The organism is Microcella flavibacter (assembly GCF_012530535.1).
GTDB lineage: Bacteria > Actinomycetota > Actinomycetes > Actinomycetales > Microbacteriaceae > Microcella > Microcella flavibacter.
This window is the reverse complement of the sequence record NZ_CP051299.1, coordinates 204,249-225,903: the sequence shown is the minus strand read 5'-3', so window position 1 is coordinate 225,903 and position 21,655 is coordinate 204,249. Positions and strand designations below refer to the sequence as shown.

17 protein-coding genes and 1 pseudogene are annotated in these 21,655 nt (G+C 69.7%); 11 read left to right on the top strand and 7 right to left on the bottom strand.

Annotation, left to right across the window (positions count from 1 at the left end; genetic code table 11):
* The first annotated feature begins 60 nt into the window (after positions 1–60).
* Genes HGB54_RS01060 through HGB54_RS01045 form a run of 4 tightly spaced genes read left to right on the top strand, consistent with a single transcriptional unit; the run spans position 61 to position 4,696 of the window.
* Positions 61–1,146: a carbohydrate ABC transporter permease gene (locus HGB54_RS01060; RefSeq protein ID WP_168914804.1), complete on the top strand. Its 1,086-nt coding sequence runs from the start codon at positions 61–63 to the stop codon at positions 1,144–1,146.
* Positions 1,143–2,081: a carbohydrate ABC transporter permease gene (locus HGB54_RS01055; protein WP_168914803.1), complete on the top strand. Its 939-nt coding sequence runs from the start codon at positions 1,143–1,145 to the stop codon at positions 2,079–2,081. Before HGB54_RS01060 ends, HGB54_RS01055 begins: the two co-directional genes overlap by 4 nt.
* Positions 2,078–3,628: a GH1 family beta-glucosidase gene (locus tag HGB54_RS01050; protein WP_168914802.1), complete on the top strand. Its 1,551-nt coding sequence runs from the start codon at positions 2,078–2,080 to the stop codon at positions 3,626–3,628. Before HGB54_RS01055 ends, HGB54_RS01050 begins: the two co-directional genes overlap by 4 nt.
* Before the next feature lie 39 nt (positions 3,629–3,667).
* Positions 3,668–4,696 carry a LacI family DNA-binding transcriptional regulator gene (locus tag HGB54_RS01045; protein ID WP_168914801.1) on the top strand — a complete coding sequence of 343 codons (1,029 nt, stop codon included), beginning with the start codon at positions 3,668–3,670 and terminating at the stop codon, positions 4,694–4,696.
* Positions 4,697–4,829: 133 nt separating this feature from the next.
* Here HGB54_RS01045 and HGB54_RS01040 read toward each other — a convergent pair whose 3' ends face one another.
* Genes HGB54_RS01040 through HGB54_RS01030 form a run of 3 tightly spaced genes read right to left on the bottom strand, consistent with a single transcriptional unit; the run spans position 4,830 to position 6,205 of the window.
* Positions 4,830–5,735 carry a HipA domain-containing protein gene (locus HGB54_RS01040; RefSeq protein ID WP_168914800.1) on the bottom strand — a complete coding sequence of 302 codons (906 nt, stop codon included), beginning with the start codon at positions 5,733–5,735 and terminating at the stop codon, positions 4,830–4,832.
* Between the two features lie 4 nt (positions 5,736–5,739).
* Entirely contained in the window at positions 5,740–5,985 is a 246-nt protein-coding gene (locus HGB54_RS01035) for a hypothetical protein (protein WP_168914799.1), read from the bottom strand.
* Positions 5,969–6,205 (bottom strand): helix-turn-helix domain-containing protein, encoded by a 237-nt coding sequence (locus HGB54_RS01030; protein ID WP_168914798.1) that lies wholly within the window; start codon positions 6,203–6,205, stop codon positions 5,969–5,971. Before HGB54_RS01030 ends, HGB54_RS01035 begins: the two co-directional genes overlap by 17 nt.
* A gap of 139 nt (positions 6,206–6,344) precedes the next feature.
* Here HGB54_RS01030 and HGB54_RS01025 point away from each other — a divergent pair, with 139 nt between their 5' ends.
* Positions 6,345–6,677 (top strand): DUF3024 domain-containing protein, encoded by a 333-nt coding sequence (locus tag HGB54_RS01025; protein ID WP_168914797.1) that lies wholly within the window; start codon positions 6,345–6,347, stop codon positions 6,675–6,677.
* Positions 6,678–6,684: 7 nt separating this feature from the next.
* Here HGB54_RS01025 and HGB54_RS01020 read toward each other — a convergent pair whose 3' ends face one another.
* A complete protein-coding gene (locus HGB54_RS01020; RefSeq protein ID WP_168914796.1) occupies positions 6,685–8,580 on the bottom strand; it encodes a hypothetical protein in 1,896 nt (631 codons plus the stop codon).
* Between the two features lie 35 nt (positions 8,581–8,615).
* Here HGB54_RS01020 and HGB54_RS01015 point away from each other — a divergent pair, with 35 nt between their 5' ends.
* Positions 8,616–9,116, top strand: coding sequence for an ROK family protein (locus HGB54_RS01015; RefSeq protein WP_323740672.1), 501 nt, complete (start codon positions 8,616–8,618; stop codon positions 9,114–9,116).
* A gap of 78 nt (positions 9,117–9,194) precedes the next feature.
* On the opposite strand, the gene HGB54_RS01010 is transcribed toward HGB54_RS01015, so the two are convergent.
* Together HGB54_RS01010 and HGB54_RS01005 are read right to left on the bottom strand one after the other, a co-directional pair.
* Positions 9,195–10,115, bottom strand: a complete 921-nt coding sequence (locus tag HGB54_RS01010) for a DUF4190 domain-containing protein (RefSeq protein ID WP_168914795.1) — start codon at positions 10,113–10,115, stop codon at positions 9,195–9,197.
* Positions 10,116–10,221: 106 nt separating this feature from the next.
* On the bottom strand, positions 10,222–10,566 hold the full coding sequence (locus tag HGB54_RS01005) for an HNH endonuclease family protein (protein WP_228545881.1): 345 nt from the start codon (positions 10,564–10,566) through the stop codon (positions 10,222–10,224).
* 123 nt (positions 10,567–10,689) lie between these two features.
* On the opposite strand from HGB54_RS01005, the pseudogene HGB54_RS01000 reads away from it, so the two are divergent.
* Positions 10,690–10,998 (top strand): annotated as a pseudogene (locus HGB54_RS01000) (ROK family protein); the annotation flags it as partial.
* Between the two features lie 58 nt (positions 10,999–11,056).
* On the top strand, positions 11,057–11,341 hold the full coding sequence (locus tag HGB54_RS00995; protein ID WP_168914794.1) for a GNAT family N-acetyltransferase: 285 nt from the start codon (positions 11,057–11,059) through the stop codon (positions 11,339–11,341).
* Here the strand turns inward: HGB54_RS00995 and HGB54_RS00990 are convergent.
* Positions 11,292–11,837 (bottom strand): very short patch repair endonuclease, encoded by a 546-nt coding sequence (locus HGB54_RS00990; protein ID WP_323740671.1) that lies wholly within the window; start codon positions 11,835–11,837, stop codon positions 11,292–11,294. The genes HGB54_RS00995 and HGB54_RS00990 overlap by 50 nt on opposite strands.
* 116 nt (positions 11,838–11,953) lie before the next feature.
* Between HGB54_RS00990 and HGB54_RS00985 the strand changes: the two genes are divergently transcribed.
* From HGB54_RS00985 to drmB, 3 genes are read left to right on the top strand one after another with little or no spacing between them, the layout of a single operon-like run.
* Positions 11,954–16,639, top strand: coding sequence for a sacsin N-terminal ATP-binding-like domain-containing protein (locus HGB54_RS00985; protein ID WP_168914793.1), 4,686 nt, complete (start codon positions 11,954–11,956; stop codon positions 16,637–16,639).
* Positions 16,636–19,869, top strand: a complete 3,234-nt coding sequence (locus HGB54_RS00980) for a helicase-related protein (RefSeq protein ID WP_168914792.1) — start codon at positions 16,636–16,638, stop codon at positions 19,867–19,869. Before HGB54_RS00985 ends, HGB54_RS00980 begins: the two co-directional genes overlap by 4 nt.
* Positions 19,866–21,650: a DUF1998 domain-containing protein gene (drmB, locus tag HGB54_RS00975; protein ID WP_168914791.1), complete on the top strand. Its 1,785-nt coding sequence runs from the start codon at positions 19,866–19,868 to the stop codon at positions 21,648–21,650. The genes HGB54_RS00980 and drmB overlap by 4 nt, the downstream gene beginning before the upstream one ends.
* Positions 21,651–21,655 lie beyond the last annotated feature (5 nt).

Genomic DNA, 21,655 nt, shown 5'->3' with positions numbered 1-21,655 from the left:
GGCACCCCCTCGTTCGACCCCGTGCAGCACCGCCGCTGACGACACCTCCCGGGAGCATCCATGACCGCCACCGCCGACCGGCCGCGCGCCACCGGCACGCCGCCCACGGCCCCGCCGTCGGGGCGCGCCCCCTCCGACACGACGGGCAAGACCGACCGGCAGGTGCGCCGCATCGCCTTCTCGCAGAAGCTCTCCCGCTGGGACGTCAAGTACTCGCCGTACCTCTACATCTCGCCGTTCTTCATCCTGTTCGCGATCGTCGGGCTGTTCCCGCTGCTCTACACGGCGTGGGTCAGCGTGCACGAGTGGAACCTCATCGGCGGCCAGGGCGACTTCGTCGGCGCCGACAACTTCGCCTTCGTGCTGCAGCAGGAGCAGTTCTGGATCGCCCTGCGCAACACCTTCTCGATCTTCCTCATCTCGTCGGTGCCGCAGGTCGCCACGGCGCTGCTCATCGCCGCCGTGCTCGACCGCAACCTGCGCGGCAAGACCTTCTGGCGCATGGGCGTGCTGCTGCCGTACATCGTCGCCCCCGTCGCGGTCGCCCTGATCTTCAGCAACATGTTCGGCGACCAGTACGGGCTCATCAACAACCTGCTCGGCAACATCGGCATCGACCCGATCGGCTGGCACAGCGACGTGTTCGCCAGCCACATCGCGATCGCGACGATGGTGAACTTCCGCTGGACGGGCTACACCGCCCTCATCCTCCTCGCCGCGATGCAGGCCATCCCGCGCGACTACTACGAGGCCTCGATGATCGACGGCGCCGGCATCGTGCGCCAGTTCTTCTCCATCACCATCCCGCAACTGCGCCCGACCCTGATCTTCGTGATCGTCACCTCGACGATCGGCGGGCTGCAGATCTTCGACGAGCCGCGCCTGTACGACAGCGCGGGCCAGGGCGGAGCATCCGGTCAGTGGATGACCATCACGATCTACCTCTACAACCTCGGCTGGGGCCAGCTGAACTTCGGCCGCGCCGCCGCGGTGGCCTGGCTGCTGTTCATCATCATCGTGCTCGTCGGCCTGCTGAACCTCGCCATCACCCGCCGCATCGCCAGCGGCGACAACCCGCAGAAGGTGCTGAACCGGGCCGCTCGCCGCGCCGCCCGCACGCGCCGCGACCAGGAGGTCGACGCATGAGCGCCCCCGTCCTTCCCCCCGTGGCCGTCGTCGAGGCGGATGCTCCGCACGGGTCCTCCCCCGCCGAGCGCGCCGCGGCCCGCCGCCCGAAGCGCCGTCGTCGCCTGCAGAACGGGCAGCGACCCGGGTTCCTCGCCTACGGGTTCCTCACCGCGGTCATCCTCGGCTCGGTGTTCCCCCTCTACTGGTCGTTCCTGATCGGATCGGGCGACGCCTCGACGATCACGCGGCAGGACATCGTGTGGTGGCCGGGCGGCAACTTCATCGACAACGCCGCCGCCGTGCTCACCGACGGCAGCGTCAACTTCTGGCGCGCGATCGGCAACTCGATCATCGTCTCGACCGTCGTCGCCGCCGCCGTCGTGCTGTTCTCCACCCTCGCGGGCTTCGCCTTCGCGAAGCTGCGGTTCCGGGGGCGGAACGGGCTGCTGATCTTCGTCATCGCGACGATGGCGGTTCCGACCCAGCTCGGCGTCGTGCCCCTCTTCATCGCGATGAGCCAGCTGCAGCTCGCGGGCACCCTCAGCGCGGTCATCCTGCCGGCGGTCGTCAGCGCGTTCGGCGTGTTCTGGATGACGCAGTACCTCAGCCAGGCGCTGCCCTACGAGCTCATCGAGGCGGCCCGCGTCGACGGCGCCAGCATGATCCGCACCTTCTGGTCGATCGCGCTGCCCGCCGCGCGCCCCGCCGCCGCGATGCTCGCCCTGTTCGTCTTCATCGCCACCTGGACGAACTTCTTCTGGCCGTTCATCGTGCTCGACCGGCAGGATCCGACGCTGCCCGTCGCGCTCTCGCTGCTGCAGAGCAACTACTTCGTCGACTACTCGGTGGTGATGGCGGGCGTGCTGCTCTCGACCATCCCGCTGCTCATCCTGTTCGCCGTCGCCGGCCGCCAACTGGTCAGCGGCATCATGCAAGGAGCTGTGAAGGGATGACCCTCCTCACCCCCGCCCCGATCGTGGCCCCCCGGGCCGCCGCCCGCGCGTTCCCCGCCGACTTCCGGTTCGGGGTCGCGACCGCCGCCTTCCAGATCGAGGGCTCGACCCACGAGGAGGGCCGCACCGACTCCATCTGGGACGCCTTCGCCCGCGTGCCCGGCGCCGTCGTCAACGGCGATGACGGCGAGCCGGCCTGCGACCACTACCGCCGCTCCTCGAGCGACGTCGGCCTCATGCGCGAGCTCGGCGTGCAGACGTACCGCTTCTCGACGTCGTGGTCGCGCGTGCAGCCCGACGGCGGCGCGGTCAACGCGCAGGGCCTCGCGTTCTACTCGCGCCTGGTCGACGAGCTGCTCGAGGCGGGCATCCAACCCTGGCTGACCCTGTACCACTGGGACCTGCCGCAGGCGCTCGAGGAGGGCGGCGGATGGCGCAACCGCGACACCGCGCACCGCTTCGTCGAGTACGCGGGCCACGTGCACGACGTGCTCGGCGACCGCATCCAGGCCTGGACGACGCTCAACGAGCCCTGGTGCTCGGCGTTCCTCGGCTACCTCAGCGGCGAGCACGCGCCCGGAATCCAAGACCCGCAGGCCTCGCTCGACGCAGCGCACCACCTGCTGCTGGGTCACGGGCTCGCGACGCAGGAGCTGCGCCGACGGGATGCTTCGCTGCAGCTCGGCATCACGCTCAACCTGACCGTGCCCGACCCCGTCGACCCGCACGACCCGCTCGACCTCGACGCCGCGCGGCGCATCGACGGGCAGCACAACCGGCTGTTCCTCGACCCGATCTTCCGGGGCTCCTACCCCGCCGACGTGGTCGAGGATCTCGCCGCCCTCGGGCTCGCGCTGCCGGTGCAGCAGGGTGACCTCGAGGCCATCTCGGCGCCCATCGACGCGTTGGGCGTGAACTACTACCACGGGGACGCGGTGAGCGGGCATCCCTTCACCGGGGCCGCCCTCGCGCCCGCCGCGCCCTCGGAGCGCCCGAAGCGCTCGCCGTTCCCCGCCGATGAGGGCGTGCACTGGCACCCGCGCGGGCTGCCGGTCACCGCCATGGACTGGGAGGTGCAGCCCGAGGGGCTGACCCGCCTGCTGCAGCGCGTGCACGCCGAGTACGCCGAGCCCGCGGGCGTCGCGCTCGCGGTGACGGAGAACGGCGCCGCCTACGACGACGTCGTCGAGGCCGACGGCTCGGTCGACGACGTCGAGCGCGCGGACTTCCTCGAGGCGCACCTCGCGGCCGTGCTCGACGCGATCGACTCGGGCGTGCCCGTGCTCGGCTACTTCTACTGGTCGCTCATGGACAACTACGAGTGGGCCTGGGGCTACGACAAGCGCTTCGGGCTCGTGCGGGTCGACTACGCGACGCAGCAGCGCACGGTGAAGACGAGCGGGCTGCGGTACCGGCGCATCATCGGCGAGCGGTCGCTGCCGGCGACGGGTGCGGGCGCGGGTGCGAGCTCGGCGTCGGGCGCGGACGCGGGCTCGGCGGGCGATGGCGCGGCGGGGCCGGATGCCGCTGCCGACGCCGTCGTCTGAGCACGGCTCGCCCGGAACGCCCGGTTTAGACTGCGCAGCATGAGCATCGACACCGCCCCGGCGCGCATCACGCCCACGCTGGAGATGGTGGCGGCCGAGGCCGGCGTCTCGCGCTCGACGGTGTCGCGCGTGGTGAACGGCTCGCCGAAGGTGAGCGCCGACGTCATCGCGACGGTGCAGGAGGCGATCGACCGCCTCGGCTACCGCCCGAACCGCGCCGCGCGCTCGCTGGCGAACCGCCGCTCGATGGCGATCGCGCTCGTCGCGCCGGAGGACACGACCCGCTTCTTCGGCGACCCGTACTTCGCCGCCGTCGTGCAGGGCATCAGCCGCGTGCTCGACGACAGCGACTACGTGCTCAACCTGCACCTGGCGGGGCCCTCGGGCTCGCGCAAGTCGGTCGACTACCTGCTGGGCGGCAACGTCGACGGCGCGATCGTCGTCTCGCACCACTCGGGCGACCACGACCTGGCGACCCTCGGCGCGAGCCTGCCCGTGGTCTTCGGCGGTCGTCCGATCGACCCCGACCAGACGCCCGGCACGTACTACGTCGACGTCGACAACCGCCTCGCCGCCGCCGAGGGCACGCGGTACCTGCTCGAGCACGGTCGCACCCGGGTGGCGACGGTGCACGGCCCCGTCGACATGCCCGCCGGTCTCGACCGCCTGGCCGGCTGGCGGGATGCCCTCGCCGCGGCCTCGCTGCCCGAGGGCCCGCGCGCCGACGGCGACTTCACGATGGTCGGCGGCGCCCGCGCGGCCCGCGAGCTGCTCGCCTCGGGTGAGAACTTCGATGCGATCTTCGTCGCGAGCGACCTCATGGCGCTCGGCGCGGTGAACGTGCTGCGCGAACGGGGCTTCCGGGTTCCGGAGGACGTCGCGGTCATGGGCTTCGACGACAGCCCGGCCGCCCTCACCGGCGAGGTGCCGCTGACGACGGTGCGGCAGCCCTCCGAGCTCATGGGCGAGGCGATGGCGCGCATGATGCTCGACCTGCTCGCCGGGCGCGGGCCGAGCTCGTCGCGCGTGCTCATGCCGACCGACGTGGTGGTGCGGGCGAGCGCGTAGCGCCGGCGCGCGCTCCGGCGGGCCGGCCAGCCAGCCAGCTTGCTCGATCGGCGGCTCAGAGGCGGGATGTTCTGCCCATCGAATGTGCGCTCAAGCGCCCGAACGCCGGGCCCGCGGGGCCGAACGGACCGCCTCAGCGCTTCGGCTCGCTGATCTCGCTGCCGCTCTGCAGCCGCCGCGTGTTCCACCGCAGCGCGTCGACGAGACCGTCGGAGAGTCCGCGGGGTGCGCTCACCTCATCCACTGCTCGGGCGACCGCACCGATGATCGTCTCGACCACGGCCTCGGCGCGTGAGGGTGAGATGACGCCCCAGGACACCGCCTCTCTCACGAGTCGCTCGACCGAGATGCGACGGTGGTCGAACTGCCCGTCGATGGCGAGTGCCAGATCGTGCGAGATCAGGCCTTCCTGGAACAGTTTCGGTACCGCGTCGTAGAGCGGCGCGAGTCGCGTACCGGTCGGCAGATGGAGCAGCGCGACGTTCTTCGCGTGCGCGTCGTTGTCGCCGATGGCGACCTGGAACGTCAGTCTCGCGAGCCACGCCTCGACCGGGGTGTCGGCGGCGGGGATGGTGCCGAGCACTTCGCCGATGCGTCGAGCGGTTGCGCGCTTCGGGTCGCGGGGACGCCGCGGGTCCTGGAACTTGACGTCGCTCCTGCGCCAGTCGAGCGACAGCGCTTGAGCGAGATCCTCCTGGTGATGCAGTCGGACTTCTCCGTCGACGACCTCGCGATCGAACCGTTCGATGGCGAGATAGCGAGTGCGGCCGGCCGTTCGCAGCTCGCTCGCGTAGTCCAGCATGCCGAGGTGCCGCCCGAGCAGATGGGCGTAGTGCTCGTCGATGATGCGGGTCGGCCGCGCGGGCACCTGCGGCTTGAGGATCCAGGTCGAGTGAGCTCTGCCGTGCGGCAACGCCCACCCGTCGCCGGCTCTCGAGACGAGCAGCTTCGGCTGGTATCCGGGAAGCGTCGAACGGCTGTCGTCAGGAATGCCCTGGTCGCTGTCGTCGATCGCCTGGCGCAGACGCTGGTCCAGCATCCGGTCATCGAGGGGTTCGATGGTGGGCGGCGCGATGGTTGCCTTCGGGCACGTAGCCCCCGAGGAAGTTCGACACCGCCTCGGTCGGTGCGCGGCGTCCGGCGAGCACGGCGAACGCTTCGCTGAGCAGGATGCCCTCGCCTTCGTAGCCCGGATCGACGGCGAGCACCACCCGGGTCCGGTCGCGCGGCGCCGGCTCGACCGTGCCGACGAATCGGTCGTGCAGGAAGAGCTCAAGAGCCGGCATCATCGGCCTCGTACTCGAGGGTGACCGTGACCCCGAGCTCGTGCAGAACCCGGAACAGCCGAGTCAACTGAAGGCCCGCTCTGCCCGCCTCGAGATCGACCATGTAATCGCGCGAGAAGGCAAGGCGCTCAGCGAGTTCGGCCTGACTCAGACCGGCGTCCTCGCGGGCAGCCCGGATCACGGCGGCAAGATCGCTCGGCTTGCGGGCACGCAGTTCCGGCATGTCGCTCCTCGATAGTGGGCCCTTCCCCCCCATCAGGCGATGCGGGGATTACCCCACACTACGCTTTGTGGGAAAATACCCGCAAGCCCCCTCGAGCATCCCCCTTGCACGCGAAGTGCCGCCCGCGGGACCATCGAGTATGGCGATTCCCCCGAGCGACCTCGACCGGATCCGACAGTGGTGCCGCGAGCAGTGGCCCGAGGAGATGCGGAAGGAGGTGCGGCTCGAGGCGGATGCGACGCCGCGCCACGTCGACATCGTCGAGGTGCGCCCGCCGTGGAACGGCATCGGGGCGGAGACGCGCTCGCCGATCGCCCGCCTGCGCTACACCGGGACGACGGCGCAGTGGTCGATCTACTGGTGCGACCGCAACGGCCGGTTCCACCTCTACGAGTACACCCGCCCGACGACGCGCGTGCAGCATCTGCTCGAGTACCTCGCCGACTCGGGTGATCCGATCTTCTTCGGGTGAGCCTGCGTCAGGGCTCGACGTCGTCGTGCGGCACGACGCGTTCGAGCTCGATGCCCCCGCCCGGGATCGACCAGTAGTGCAGCCGCCGCGCCTGCGGCGTGCTCTGCTCGATGTACGCGCGCAGGCACCGCGCCCCGTCAGCCGATCGCACGACGGGCGCGTCATCCCCGCCGTCACCCGAGCGCAACGGGTGCACCTCGCGCGCGGGCAGGCGCCCGATGAAGTGCGTCACCGCCTCCATCGCGCAGCGCAGCGCCTTGGCGAGCTGACCGTCGTCGAGCGGTTCCAGCGATTCGCAGAAGCGGTCGCCGATCGCGATCTCGTCGGGCAGGGGATGCTCGGCGCGCGTCGTCGCATCGAGGCGCTCGATCCACAGCAGGTAGAGCTCGTGGCGCACCCAGTCCTCCGCCGTGGTGAAGCGATCACGGCGATCGCGCGGTCGCACGACCGCCGACTCCCCGCCCGTGCGTCGGGCCTGGCGGAGCGCGCTCTGGGCACTGCCGAGCCGCTCTCTCAGCACGGCGGCCTCATCGGAGGCGCGTCGGGCGTCGCGAGCGAGCTCCCCGATCAGGTCCTTGAGCTGCGCGACCTCCCGGCCCAGCTCGCTCGCCTCGGCGTCCGCGCGATGCGCCCTCTCAGCCCGCAGCTGAGCCTTGAGCGCGTCGACCGTGGCGAGGGCGCTCTGCAACGCACCGCGAGCAGGGAGTTCAGGGTGCGGGGCGGTCGAGGTCGCCTCGCCCGACTGGAGCGGCACGACGCGTCGAGGGCCGGCCCCGGGAACGGGTCGGGCCTGCGCGGGAGCCGGTGGCGGTGCCGGTGCCGGTGCCGGTGGCGGTGCCGCCTCGATGCGCGTCGTCGGCGCCTCAGGCACCGGGACGGGGCCGGCCGCGGCAGCAGCGCCGCGGGCTCGGGATCCGAGCATGGTGTCGATGTCGGCCGCCCTCACGTCGGCCTCGGTGGCGGGCAGGGGGCGGCCCGGCTCGAGCCAGGGCATCCCGCCCGGGGTCAGCGCCACGGCCGGCAACACGGTCTCGTCGTCGTCGAGGTCGATGGTGCGCAGCGCCGGTTCGCCGCGCGCGCCGCGCACGACCCGCACCTCGATCACGTCGCCCTCGGCGAGCAGCAGGTCGACGCGGTCGCGCGGGTTCGCCGACAGCTCGGCGCGGGTGACGGTCACGGGGTGCGCGGGATGCACGAGGAGGGTGGCTCGCTGCCGATCCACCTCGTGCACGAGGGCGAGGGTGACGCCGCCCTCGGGGAACTGCGACCACAGGTCGCCCGCGCCGGCGATGGCCGGGTCGAGTGCGAGGCGGCGTGACTCGGGATCGAGCATCCCGTGCACGGTCATGCCGGGTCGGATGACCCAGTCGAGCGGCGCCGGCGGGAAGGCGAGCTCGGCGGTGATCGTGGCGAGGCCGCCGTCGTCGAGCTGCACGATGGCGCGGGAACCGTCGGCCACGAGCCCTTGAACGGTGCCGGTCACAGCTCGGGCGCCGCTCGTCGAGGCGCGGGTGAGGCCGGCCCGGTGCGCCATGCCGAGGACGTCGTCGACGACCGAGTCGTGCATCCGGTCGCGATCGTGGTCGAAGAAGGAGAAGCGTCGGCGCGCCCGCTCGGGGCGGCGCATCCAGTCGGCGCCGCCGGGGAAGGAGCGCACGGCGCCGTTGTAGGTCTCGCAGCCCGGCGGGAGCGCCGCGGCGAAGCGGTAGGTGAGCTGGCCGGAGGAGATGAGCGCGAGATCGGCGACGTCGCCGACGTCGGATGCGAGGCGGTCGAGGTCGAGGAACGGCTCACCGGTCGCGAACGTCGTGGTGGCGACCACCAGGGGCCGTTCGCGGTTCGGGTCGGTGAGGCGGGCGACGAGGGCGTCGAGCTCAGCGTCGGTTCTCGCGATCGTCACCATGCGGCGACCCTATCGGGGCTCGATCGACGGGCGGGGTGCTGCAGCGCGGAGCCCAGGGCATCGCCGGCGACATCGGCCACGTGCGGCTCGCGCGCGGCGCGGGCGTTCCGTGCCACTGCGGCAACGAGGGCTGCCTCGAGGCTCTGGCCTCGGGCCCCGCCATCGCCGGCACCCTGCACGACGGCGACCGCCCGCTCGAGTCGGGCGCCCAGGTCGTCGAGCGGGTGAAGCGCGGCGACCGCGACGCGATCCAGGCGGTGCGCCAGGCCGGCCGCGACATCGGCGAGGTGCTCGCCGCGTGCGTCAGCCTCATGAACCCCTCGGTGATCGTCATCGGCGGCGCGATGGCGCAGGCCGGCGAGCACCTGCTCGCGGGCGTGCGCGAGGTCGTATACACGCGCTCGACCCCGCTCGCCGCGACGCACCTGGCGATCGTCGAGTCGAGCACCGGAGCCGACGCGGCCGTCATCGGCGCGAGCATGCTCGCGATCCACTACGCGCTGTCGCCCGAGAACGTGGATGCGCTGACCGCCTGACCGCTTGATCGTGAGGTCTGCGGACATGCGTCGGCCCGGATGACGCGTGCATCATCCGGGCCGACGGTCAGTGGTCGCCTATTCGGCGGCGAAGAAGAACGGGTCGCCGAAGAGGGCGCTCACCGTCCACGCGCCGCCGGCAGCACCCTCGGTGGGGATCATGATGACGATGTTGCCGGTCGCGGTGGAGCCGTTGTACATCTCGTTGATGCTCATCATCGTCGGCTCCGGGGCAACTGACGGCGAGTCGGCCTGCGTGTGGGTCGAACCCGCCGCGGACACGTACTCGACCGCGAGGTCGATCCAGGGCGTTCCGGTCTCCGAGCCCACGTAGGTGACGTTCACCGGCACGAGCGCGTACTGGAAGCCCGCCTCTGCCGGCTCGTTGAACTGGTTGGCGCCCGCGACGGCGTCGTTGGCGTTGAGGACAGGCTGACCGAGCGTGACCTCGTAGATGACCTCATCGAACGAGCTCACCTCGATCGTCGTGCCGATGGGCGCGGGGTTCTCGCGAGTGCCGACGTCGGACGCCGCGGGCTCCTCAGCCTCCTCATCCGCCGGCGCGGCCGGCTCGGCCTCGCTCTCGGCGACCGGCGTCTCGACCACGGCCGGGTCGTCGCTGGAGACCTCATCGATGGCGGCGCTGAGGCCGACGGCGTAGATCACGATGAAGATGACCGAGAGCAGAAGCGCGAGGCCGGAGACGATCGTGCCGCTGAGCGAGAGCCCGCGCGACCCGGCCTTGCGGATGAACGCGATCACGCCGAGCACGAGGCCGACCACGGCGAGCAGTGCCGAGAAGACGTTGAGAACGGGGACGGCGAATCCCAGGATGGCAACGATGCCCAAGATGAGCGACGTGATGGCGAGGCCGTTGCCGCCGGGACGCTTGGCGGGTGCACCGAAGTTGGGGTCGGTGGGAGCGGGCGCGTAGGTCGCGCCCGCCGACGGAGCGGCGGGTGAGCCGCTCGGGGGCATAGGGGTGGATGAGTCAGTCATATGTGAAATTTATTAGCAGCCGGTGTCGCCGAGGTAGCCCTCCTTCGGGGGCGGCTGCTTCATTAGCGCGACTCCTGGATCGGCATCCCCTCGCCGGATAGCGGCGTCAGCCTCGCAGCGCGGACTGACCAGGACAGGAATCGAGGATGCGTGCGATCGCGTCTCGTTCGGGCGGCGTCACCCAGAGACCGTACTTGGCCTTCACGCTGACCTGCCGTGCGACGAGGGGGCACCAGTACTCGCGGTTCGGCGGAAGCCAGGTCGCCGCGTCGGCGTCGCTCTTCTGCATGTTCGACGGCCCGTCTACGGCGAGGAGGTTGAGCGGGTCGTTCGCGAGTCGGATCCGAGACTGCTGATCGAGCTGCTGGGCCCCGGTCTGCCACGCGTTGGATAACGACACGACGTGGTCGATCTGCACGTCCTCCGACGTCTCCGACCCTCGCAGGAACATGATGCGAGGGTCGGTTCATCAAGCCACAACTGGCCGGCGAGCATTGGTCAGCGCTCGAGGGTCCCGGCACGAAAGCCACGGTGACGCAGTGTGGAGCCCAGGGCATCGCGGGTGACATAGGCCAAGCGCGGCGACCGCGACGCGATCCAGGCGGTGCGCCAGGCCGGCCGCGACATCGGCGAGGTGCTCGCCGCGTGCGTCAGCCTCATGAACCCCTCGGTGATCGTCATCGGCGGCGCGATGGCGCAGGCCGGCGAGCACCTGCTCGCGGGCGTGCGCGAGGTCGTATACACGCGCTCGACCCCGCTCGCCGCGACGCACCTGGCGATCGTCGAGTCGAGCACCGGAGCCGACGCGGCCGTCATCGGCGCGAGCATGCTCGCGATCCACTACGCGCTGTCGCCCGAGAACGTGGATGCACTGACCGCCTGAACCCGGTTCTGCTTGCGAGCTGGATGCCCGCTCGGGGTCGCTCGGTAGGGTCACGGTCATGACGCTGACGGTGACCCACGAGCCCGATTCCGAGCGCTACACGGTGCACGACGGCGAGGAGCTGCGCGGCTTCATCGCCTACGACCGCCGCGACGGCGTGGTGCAGCTCATCCACGTGGAGGTGCCGCCGTTCCTGCGCAACAAGGGCGTCGGCGGGGAGGTCGTGCAGGCTGTGCTCGATCACCTGAGGTCAGAGAGCACCGACCGCGTGCAGCCGCGCTGCCCCTTCGCCGTCATGTGGATGCGGCGGCACCCGGAGTATGCGGATCTGACCGAGCGGTGATCCGAATCGCCGCGATCGAGAGGGCGTCGACACCAGCACTGTGCTCCGGCACCTGATCCCGGAGGGCCGCGATCACGGTGGCGACGACCAGTTCGGGAGGCTCGTGCTCCCAGAATCTGAACACCGACCAGCCCGCGGCCGCGAGCGCGGCGGTCGTCTCCCGGTCCCTCTCCACGTTGCGCCGAAGTTTCGGCTCCCAATAGTCGGAGTTCGCTCTCGGACTGGTCCGGTGCAGTGGACATGAATGCCAGAAGCAGCCGTCGATGTAGATCGCGAGACGCCGCCGTGTGAAGACGATATCGGCGCGTCGGCGCTTGTTCGCAGTCGGCGCGAAGTCGACGCGGTACCTCAAGCCACTCGCGTGGAGCATGCGGCGCACAGCCAACTCGGGGGCGGTGTCCCTCCGACGATTGGACAGCATGGAGCGGCGGACGCCGGGATTCACGGCCCATGACGTGTCCGACGATCGCGGCTCGGGGGACATGGCCCCGATCATGCACGATCCTCAACGCGCGCCGTCCGCGTACCCCGAACGCGTGACATCGGGATGTCGGTGCCGCTCGGTAGGGTCGGAGAGTCCCTCACGGATGAGGGCGGACAAGGAGTCACCCCGTGTCGGTCTGGCCGGAACCCGACGCAGCTCTCGTCGCCTTCGTAGGCGAGCGCCAGCGAATCGCCATCTCCAACTACGTGAATGATCCGCTCCTGCTTCAGGAGCACCTAGGTCATGAGGAGGATCTCGCCTCGGGCGGATACGGGAAGCGGCAGATTCCCGAGCTGCTTCAGAACGCCGCCGATGCCCTTCTGACCGGAGGATCAGCCGGGCGGGTCGAGTTCCGCATAGCGGGCGGCAATCTCTACTGCGCCAACGAGGGTGCGGCGTTCGACGAACGGGGCGTGACCGCGCTCTGCTACGCCTTCATCGCCTCGAAGCGCGGCGATGAGATCGGTCGATTCGGGCTCGGCTTCAAGTCCGTGCTGGCGCTGACGGACAATCCGCAAGTCTTCAGCCGGACGGTCGCATTCCAGTTCAATGCGCCCGGGTCTCAGTCGATCTTCATCGACGCGGGCATCGAGGGCGATCGCTTCCCCGTCATGCGGGTACCCGCAGTGATCGATGCGCGCGCGGAGGCGGCGTCGGACCCGGACCTCGCCGACCTGATGACATGGGCATCCACGATCGTGAAGCTGCCTCTCGCCCGGGGTGGCGCTCGAGTGCGCGAAGAGCTGGTGAATCTGCCTCCGAACTACCTGTTGTTCTTGGATTGGGTGAACGAGCTCGGCGTCGTCCTCGCGGGCGCGGAGGGCCAGCGCGAGCCGCGGACGTACCTCCGGCAGCGGGATGCCGACGACGTCACGATCACCAATGGGGACGAGGTGCGGCGCTACGCTTACGCGTCACGCATGGTGCGACCTTCGACTCAAGCCCTCGCCGAACTCCCCTCTACGATCGCGCGTGACGAGATGCTCGTCTCCTACGCGGCGCCACTGGACGGCAAAACGGCCGAGCTGGGCCGCCTGTGGGCGTGGTTCCCCCTCGGCGACTTCACGACCGCCCGCGGTGCTTTCAATGCTCCATGGCACCTCATCGAGGACCGGACCGCGCTGGTCCCGGGCATGAGCGCCCTCAATCGGGAGCTGCTGGAAGCATCCGCGGAGCTGTTCCTCGAGGTAGCAGGGCGCGCATCCACACCTGAGGATCCGGCCGCTCACTTCGACCTCTTCCCCGCCCGCGGACGAGAGACCCGGAGCGAAGCGGACTCGTTCCTCTCCCGTCGCATCCCCGAACTCGCATCCAGACGTGCCTTCATCCCCGATGCGAACGGCGCTCTCCGGGTCGCGGAGCACTTCCACGGCGCGCTCGACACCGACGATGATCAGGTGCAACCGGAAGGAGTGCGCGACTGGCAGGCGTCAGTTCCTCGCTCCGACGTCCCGCACTGGCGCTGCTACCAGACGCCGACCCGCAGGACGAGACTGCGGGCACTGCTCCGCGCGACGGACGACGCCGGCCGCGGCCGCTCGGAGACGACGGCTACGGCGTGGCTGCGCGAGCTCGCAATGGTCCGCGATCAGAAGGCGATTCTCGCAGCACTCGACATCCTCGCCGGCGTCCCTCGTCGGGCGGGCTCCCTCCCGGAGATCTTCTCCTCCCCGGTGATTCCCCTCGAGGGCGGCGGCTGGGCACGAGCGGCCGAGAGCTCGCGCGTGCTCCTCGCAGAGCCCGGAAGTGTCGTACCGGAAGGACTTCCCATCGTGGATCGGGCCCTCAGCAGCGTGCCCGAGATCAGAGCCGTCCTCCGAGGGCTCGGCTTCCAGGGAGTCTCGATCGACCAGACCGCCACCGCGCTCACCGCAGGCATCAGATCGTCCTGGGGCGAGGCCGAGTGGGAGCGCTACTGGAGTGCCATCACCTCGGCTTCACCCGCGTCGGGCATCCGGGCGATGCGAGAGGCGGTCGACGCAGGCAGGACCATCAAGGTGCGCGACAGAACCGGGACCTGGCGGACCGCGTCATCGATTTTCGCGGATCAGCGGATCGCGGCCGAGAATGACGCCCTGCACGCGGATCCAGCAATTCACCGCGGTCGCGGAGATCTCCTCGCAGCCGCGGGATGCCTCACCGGTGCGGATTCGCGTGCCGACCTGAGCGACGACCTCGTGTACGCCCGGTGGCGGTCGCATGTGACCAGCCACCTGGAAGCTCGTCTCGCAGCCCAGAATGCGCGTCTGCTCGAGATCCATTGGCCGACTGCCGTCGGAACGGGCCCGTTGAGCCTCCTCCACGACCTGAAGGATGATCACCAGGCGCTCACGGCGTGGTCCGCCGAGATCATCCGCAACCTGGACACCCAGAAGCTCAGCATCGGGTTCACCGTGTCGACGGGCGCGAAGGGCGCCACGGACGTGGTGTCCCCGGCGCTGTGGGCGCTGACCGAGTACGGCCGGGCTCAGACCACGCTGGGCTCGTTGCCCTTCGCGGTCGCCCTCGGCCCGAGCTTGTCCGCCTACGGCGCGTTCCTCCCGGTGATGGCTGATCGCGACCTCGCTCTCGCCCTCTCTCTTCCGAAAGACCTGGCGTCAGCCCCGGATTCGGCGATCGAGTTCGCGTTCCGGCGGAGCGACTACATGCTCGAGGCCGACGGCATGGAGCGGTTGACCGAGACGCTCCTCCAGGCTGCAGATAGAAGGAAGTTCACGCGGAGTGCGAAGCTGCCCGCGGTATCGCCCGACGGGCAGATCCGTATCGTGGAGCGATCCTCCGTCGTGCTCGCGCTCAGCGCGGATGACGCGCTCGAGCTGCGCGCCGATGGCACGTCCTACCTCCCGTGCAGCAAATCCGCCGCTGCCCGGCTCGCCGACCAGTGGGGGCTCAGGACGAGCGAAGAGGTCCTCCGACGAGCACTGGAGATCATCGAGGGAGCCGAGGAGGTACCGCTGCTCGATGTCTTCCCCGCCCTCCCTCGCCTCGCGGGCGATGCGGACCTTTCCCGGTACAAGGTGCGATCCAGCCCGCGTATCGTCAGGAAGATCCAGGGCCCCAACGGCATGCGCGAGAAGGAGCTGCTGGGCATCGAGCAGGGAGATCTCCTGACGATCGACGAATCGCTCGACGAGATCGGCGTGCTGTCGCAGGTCTCCCAGCTTCTCCAGCTCCGACTGTCGGACGAGGAGATCCATCGGGTGATCGACCTCGGCCAGCAGCTCCGCGTGAACGAACTTGTCGGAAGAGTGCGCGCCGCAGGGTCCGACGTGGAGAAGATCCTCCTGCTCGCCGATGCAGAGCAGCTCGGTGGCCTGCTTCCCGATGGGCTTCTCGCATCAGTGCGGCAGCGGAAGGGCGCTCAGAACGATCGCGAGGTCGCGGAGCTCTACCTGACTGTGAGGGGTTACGACGCGCTCCTCATGCTCAAGGAGACGATGGCAGGGAAGGGGATCCAGGTCCCGCAGCAATGGGCGGGCTCGCCCGAGGCTCAACGCCTGGTCGCCTCCCTCGGCTTCGCGACGGCGTTCGCCGGGGCGAAGGCCCGCAACCCCCTCCCGGTGGAGCACGTTCTGGGAAAGGTGGAGCTCGCGCCGCTGCACGACTTCCAGGAGGAGATCGCGAAGGGCGTGCGCGAGATCGCCCTGGAGCGGAGCACCGACGGCCAGGCGGCGCGCGCTCTTCTCAACCTCCCGACCGGGGCCGGCAAGACACGCGTCGCCGTGGAGTCGATCGTGCGGCTCCTGGTGAGCGACGAGCTCAGGGGCCCGATCCTCTGGATCGCCCAGTCCGAGGAGCTCTGCGAGCAGGCGATCGCGTCCTGGATGGAGGTCTGGCGCGCAGTCGGGGATCGGCGCGTCATGGAAATATCGCGGTTCTTCGGCGGTCGGGAGCTGGACGAATCGGTCCAGGACGTCCACATCGTCGTCGCCACGGACGATCAGCTGTTGACCCGCATCAACAGCCCGCAGGCGGACATGTACAGATGGCTGTCGGAGCCGGGGATCGTCGTGATCGACGAGGCCCACACCGCAGGTTCCCGCAGCTACACCGAGATCCTCCGATGGCTCGGGCTGACCGCGTCCCGGACGGACCGCCCCCTCATCGGGCTGACCGCGACCGCGTACCGCGGCCGGAACGACGAGACGAACCGGCTCTTCGCCAATCGCTTCGGAGCCCGGCGCATCGACGCCCCCAGTCTCGGCGATGAGCCGATCGCGGAGCTGCGTCGTCGTGAGGTGCTGGCGGAGGTCGACCATCGAGTGCTCACCGGCATGAACGTCCCGCTCGACGCCACAGCTGACAAGGAGTTCTTCCGCCTGAAGGAGGTCACGAAGTCGATGCTCGACCGTATCGGGCAGGATCTCGACAGGACTCAGATGCTCGTGGACGACATCCTCAAGCAGGACCCCGAGTGGCCGATCCTCGTCTTCGCCCCGTCAGTGGTCTCCGCCCACACCGTGGCCGCGCTGCTCCGACTCGAGGGACGGGAGGACGCAGCAGCGGTCGACGGCAGCATGCGGATGCCTGAGCGCCGCCGGGTGATCGAGAAGTTCAAGGCGGGTGAGACACGGATCCTCGTCAATTGCGAATTGCTGACGCAGGGCTTCGACGCCCCGAAGACCCGCGCGCTCTACATCGCGCGTCCGACCTTCAGCCCGAACCGCTACCACCAGATGATCGGCCGCGGACTACGCGGGCCGAGGAACGGCGGCAAGGAGAGGTGTCTGATCGTGAACGTCGAGGACACGTTCGAGCAGTTCGGTGATCGTCTCGCGTTCACCGAGTTCGATCATCTCTGGAGCGCGGGATGAGCATCGACGAGAAGGACGATCGCCACCGGCTGGTCGAGCGCCTGCGTGCGGAGTGGATCGGGCCCCTCGGCGAGCCGGATGAGGTGATCGAGCAGAACCCGGTCTTCACGTACCTCGTGGGTGTCCTCTTCCCGATCGAGAGCGAGGCAGCGGATGGCTCCCCCCTGATCGGGGGACTCCTCGACGAGCCGCTGTCGGCTGACGAGGCGGACTTCGAAGGAGACGATGCGGACATCTTCGAGGATTCCGAGATGCCCGTCGAGGACGACACCGAGGAGGACCCCGGGAAGAACCTCGTCGGCTCGTTCGGCTGGGCGCCCTCCTCGATGGGCATGTCGTTCCTCCACGACTCCGACCACCTCGAGATCCGAGCGTTCGCCGGCGTCTACGAGCAGCGGGGTGGCGCGCCGGCGCCTGCAGCGGTCGAGTTCGGTTCCGACACCGTCGGCCGGGCGACGACGAGCGAGTCGGAGATGTCGGACGATCCCACGGCGTCTACTCCCCGCAGTTGGGCACGGCGCCCGATCGACGAGGCGGTCGTCATCGACGCGCGAAGGAGCGGGACCGCGGCCATCTTCGGTGGGCGTGCGCGCGTGACCTGGCGGACACGTCGCTTCGACCGCGGCTCCCTGACCACCGTCGCGCTTTCCTCTGCAGCGACCGTCGGCCGCGGCGAGGCGAAGGCCCGACCGGAGCTCTGCCTGTTCCAGGCCGGATTCGAGGTAGAGCTGAACGACGGAACCCTCCTCCCATACCCGTCGAGCAGGCCCTTCACCACTTCGGATGAGGAGCTCGAGCTCGAGCTGCGGTATCGGGACAAGCACTCCTTCGGCGTCGGGCACGGTGTCTCCGTCGACTGGGGCGCAGCAGACCATCCGACCGCGATACGCACCGCCGTGATGCCGGCGGCGGAGATCCCTGCAATCCGGGCGCGTCGAGGGGACGGGGACTTCCTGCGGCTCGACGTCCTCGGCGACGCGGAGATTGACATCGAAGCGCTCCAGAGCGGGCTGCGCTCCTTCATCCAGGACTATCGTGCGTGGTCGGAGGAGGTCGACCGGAAGGCCGAGAGCGTCGCTGAGCGGCACCGCATCGCTGCGGACGCGATCGGCTCGGAGATCGAGCGCGCGATCGTCAGAATGGAGGAGGGCGTCGAGCTCCTGGGACGAGACGCTGCGACCTTGACGTCGTTCCGGCTCGCTAACAGGGCAATGCGCGCTCAGATGCTGCGTTCGCGGTCGGACAGTGCGGAGGAGCCGCGGTGGCGGCCGTTCCAGCTCGGGTTCATCCTTCTGAGCCTCGCGTCGACGGTGGATGGTTCGCACCGCGATCGCGAGCTGGTGGACCTGATCTGGTTCCCCACGGGTGGCGGCAAGACCGAGGCCTATCTGGGACTGGCCGCCATCGAGATGATCCGACGCCGGCTGGTCCACGGCCATGCAGGCGGCGGCACAGCGGTCATTACCCGTTACACGATGCGGCTGCTGACGGCGCAGCAGTTCCAGCGCGCAGCGATCCTGATCTGCGCTCTGGAGCTGCTCCGGCGCGCCGAACCCGCGCTCCGCGGCGCACCTCCGTTCTCCATCGGGCTGTGGCTCGGCAACTCGACGACACCGGGAACGTTCGCGGAAGCGAAGGTGCAGCGCCGCAGCACGCTGAAGGAGGCGCGTCCACGGAATCGCTTCCAGGTGCGCGCCTGCCCCTGGTGCGACGAGAGCATCCTGCCGGTGCGCCGCACCGCGGACGAGGGCAGGTACGGCATCAGAGCCGACAGTGCTCGCTTCGAGTTCTTCTGCCCCCGCGCCGAATGCGAGTTCCACGCATCCCTCCCCGTGCAGGTCGTCGACGAGGCGATCTACGAGGAGCCGCCGACGATGCTCGTCGCCACCGTGGATAAGCTCGCCCGACTGGCATGGATTCCGAAGGGCGCCGAGCTGTTCGGCCTCGGCAGCTCCGCTTGCCGCCCGCCCTCACTCATCATCCAGGACGAGCTGCACCTCATCTCGGGCCCGCTCGGCACCATCGTCGGCGTCTACGAGGCCGCAGTGCGGGCGCTGCTCTCCTGGACGGGCAGCCCGGCCAAGGTCGTGGCCTCCACCGCGACGACGAGAGCGGCGTCGAGCCAGATCTCGGAGCTCATGGCATCCGATGTGGCTCTCTTCCCGCCGAGCGGGATCGACGCGGATGACAACTACTTCGCCGAACCGGATCCCGACACCCCTGGGCGGCTCTACGTCGGAGTGATGCCGCAGGCTCACACCCCGGCATGGGCCCTGGGGCAGATGGCCGCCGATCTCCTGCAGGCACCCGTCGGTCTGGACATGCAGGGCGCGACCCTGGACGCTTACTGGACACTGGTCGTATACCACAACAGCCTCAGGGAGCTGGGCCGAACAGTGACGATCCTTCGGGACGACGTCCGCACCAATCTCGACAGGATGCGCGACTCGACCGGCGCGCCGACCCGAGTCCCCGCGCGGGACGGCGTCGAAGAGCTGAACGGCAACGTCGATGCAGACGAGCTTCTCCGTGTATTAGACCAGCTCGGCGTCGGCCCTGACGACGACGGGGAGGCACTCGACGCGCTCGCGACCACGAACATCCTGTCCGTTGGCATCGACGTCGCGCGGCTCGGGCTCATGCTGGTGAACGGCCAGCCCAAGTCGACCTCCGAGTACATTCAGGCGACGAGTCGCGTGGGACGCGGGGCCGTGCCGGGACTGGTGGTGACCATGCTCCGCTCGAGCAAACCGAGGGACCGTTCGATCTTCGAGTCCTTCATCCCGCATCACACGTCCATCTACCGCTTCGTCGAACCCTCGTCGGTCTCGCCGTGGGCTCTGCAAGCGCGCCGTCGCGCGCTCCGCGCGATCCTGGTGATCCTGATGCGTCATGCGGCCGGCTTGAGCGGGAACGACGACGCACGGATGTTCCGGAAGGACTCCGTATCGACGCAGCGCGTCGTCGACGCGATCCTCGCGCATGTCGCCGAAGCCGATCCTCCGGAGAGCGCTCGGGTCGCCGAGGAGCTCCGCGCTGCGGTGGACGAGTGGGATCGGCGCGCCTCCGAGGCGCGCGAGACTGGAGCGGGCCTGAAGTACCGATCCGCGGAGGCGTCCGAGAGGCTCCTCCGGCAGTTCACGGAATCGGGGGCGGGGTGGCCCGTCATGAACTCGATGCGCTCCGTCGATCAGGTGGTTCGGATCCGAGCGGATGGGGAGAGACGATGAACGACGTCAAGCAGCGGTCGATCAGGCTCTCGGAGACGGTCTCGCCGTTCGGCCCGGGGGCCATCGTTGACATCGTCGGCGAATCGTTCATGGCGGTCACCGGGGACCACTGGCCCCCCGTCGCGCAGCGGCAGGAGATCCCCTGCGACCGTCTCGCGTCGAAACTCCGGGTGGACCGGCTCTGGGGCGCTCCTCCTCACAAGGAGGACGGTCGCGGACGGAGCGGCGGCCTGGAGTTCGTCCGCTTCCCGTCCTGGCTGGTCTGCCAGGAGTGCCAGGCGATGACGCGGTGGCGGAGAAGCCGCGAGAAGGGGACGCGCCCGCTCTGCGAGGAGTGCGAGGGCCGTCTCGTCCCGATCAGGTTCGTCGTCGTCTGCACCGAGCGCAGTCATGTCGGAGACGTGCCCTGGGTCAAGTGGGTGCACGCGAGCGCCCCTGGCGAGTGCTCGTCCACGGATCGACTCCGGTTCCGCTCCTCCAGGGGTCGCGCGGAGGGCCTGAGTGCGCTCGAGGTCGTGTGCGAGGCGTGCGGCACTTCGCGCAGTCTCGGCGAGCTCCGTCGCGACATCCTCCTCCGGGAGGGTCAGACCTGCTGGGGCGCGCAGCCGTGGGAGTCCGGCTCCCCCGGCTGCGGCAAGCCGATCGATGTCCAGCAGCGGGGCGCGACCAGCCTCCACTTCGGGGAGACGGTCAGCGCCATCGACATACCCGAGGTGGAGGGGAGGGCGCTCGAGATCGAGGACGCAGTGCGACGTCATCCGTTCTTCGGCGCTCTGCTCGCCCGACCCGATACAGACCTCGAGGTGCAGCTCGTTTCGCAGATGTCCGCAGCACTGAAGTGCCCTGCAGCGACGGTGCGCGAGGTCGTCGCGGAGGCGCGCGGGGACGCGCCGCCGCTTCGGGCGACCCGCGGATCGCTGCTCGCAGAGGAGTTCGAGGCCTTCCTCGCGGCGTCGAGGGATGCCGCCCCGACGGTCGACTTCGAGACCCGCCGGGCACCCCTCCCCGACGACGGAGGGCCGGTCGCGTCGGGACTGCGCTCTCTCGTCGACTCGGTCGTGCTCGTCGACCGGGTGCGCGAAGTTCGCGCGTCCTACGGCTTCTCGCGATACCGGCCCGATGCCGAGCTGGTGCCGTCCGTGCCCGCGAGCGACCTCGAATCCAAGTGGTTACCCGCTGTCGAGGGTTGGGGCGAGGGGATCTTCCTGAAGCTCGGCGGGGCCGCAGTGGATGCGTGGGCGTCATCTCCCGCCGTCACGGCGAGGTTCGCCCCGGTCGTCGAAGCTCAGGCTGCATCCGTGCTCGGCGGCCGACTGCATGAGGCGTCGCCGGAGTACGTCCTGCTTCACACCCTCGCGCACGTTCTGATGGCCGAGCTGGCGTTCCGCAGCGGATACTCAGCCCCGTCGCTCCGCGAGCGCATCTACTGCGAGGGCGAGGGCGACTACGGGGTGTTCATCTACACCACGTCCTCCGACGTGGAGGGGACGCTCGGCGGCCTGGTCCGGCAGGGGGAGACCGCGCATCTGGCGAACGCGGTCGTGCGCGCGGTGGAGCAGGCCGCGTGGTGCGCAAACGACCCGGTCTGCAGCGAGAGCGAGCCGCAGAGCATCGACGGGCTCAACCTGGCAGCGTGCCACGCGTGCGTGCTGTCGCCCGAGACCTCGTGCGAGTCGAGCAATCTCCTGCTCGACCGCCTCACCCTGGTGGGCGGAGAAGGCGCGCCCGGCTACTTCCAGACTCTCCTCTCGACCATGCTCGAGCAGTCGACCGGGGGGTGAGCGCC

Bases quoted from the DNA above. Each gene is read 5' to 3' on its own strand.
- HGB54_RS01060 (WP_168914804.1), top strand. From the start codon at position 61: ATGACCGCCACCGCCGACCGGCCGCGCGCCACCGGCACGCCGCCCACG.
- HGB54_RS01030 (WP_168914798.1), bottom strand. From the start codon at position 6,205: ATGCCGGAACTGCGTGCCCGCAAGCCGAGCGATCTTGCCGCCGTGATC.
- HGB54_RS01050 (WP_168914802.1), top strand. From the start codon at position 2,078: ATGACCCTCCTCACCCCCGCCCCGATCGTGGCCCCCCGGGCCGCCGCC.
- HGB54_RS01040 (WP_168914800.1), bottom strand. From the start codon at position 5,735: ATGCTGGACCAGCGTCTGCGCCAGGCGATCGACGACAGCGACCAGGGC.
- drmB (WP_168914791.1), top strand. From the start codon at position 19,866: ATGAACGACGTCAAGCAGCGGTCGATCAGGCTCTCGGAGACGGTCTCG.
- HGB54_RS01005 (WP_228545881.1), bottom strand. From the start codon at position 10,566: ATGTTCCTGCGAGGGTCGGAGACGTCGGAGGACGTGCAGATCGACCAC.
- HGB54_RS01010 (WP_168914795.1), bottom strand. From the start codon at position 10,115: ATGACTGACTCATCCACCCCTATGCCCCCGAGCGGCTCACCCGCCGCT.
- HGB54_RS01025 (WP_168914797.1), top strand. From the start codon at position 6,345: ATGGCGATTCCCCCGAGCGACCTCGACCGGATCCGACAGTGGTGCCGC.
- HGB54_RS01055 (WP_168914803.1), top strand. From the start codon at position 1,143: ATGAGCGCCCCCGTCCTTCCCCCCGTGGCCGTCGTCGAGGCGGATGCT.
- HGB54_RS01020 (WP_168914796.1), bottom strand. From the start codon at position 8,580: ATGGTGACGATCGCGAGAACCGACGCTGAGCTCGACGCCCTCGTCGCC.
- HGB54_RS00995 (WP_168914794.1), top strand. From the start codon at position 11,057: ATGACGCTGACGGTGACCCACGAGCCCGATTCCGAGCGCTACACGGTG.
- HGB54_RS01035 (WP_168914799.1), bottom strand. From the start codon at position 5,985: ATGATGCCGGCTCTTGAGCTCTTCCTGCACGACCGATTCGTCGGCACG.
- HGB54_RS00980 (WP_168914792.1), top strand. From the start codon at position 16,636: ATGAGCATCGACGAGAAGGACGATCGCCACCGGCTGGTCGAGCGCCTG.
- HGB54_RS00990 (WP_323740671.1), bottom strand. From the start codon at position 11,837: ATGATCGGGGCCATGTCCCCCGAGCCGCGATCGTCGGACACGTCATGG.
- HGB54_RS01045 (WP_168914801.1), top strand. From the start codon at position 3,668: ATGAGCATCGACACCGCCCCGGCGCGCATCACGCCCACGCTGGAGATG.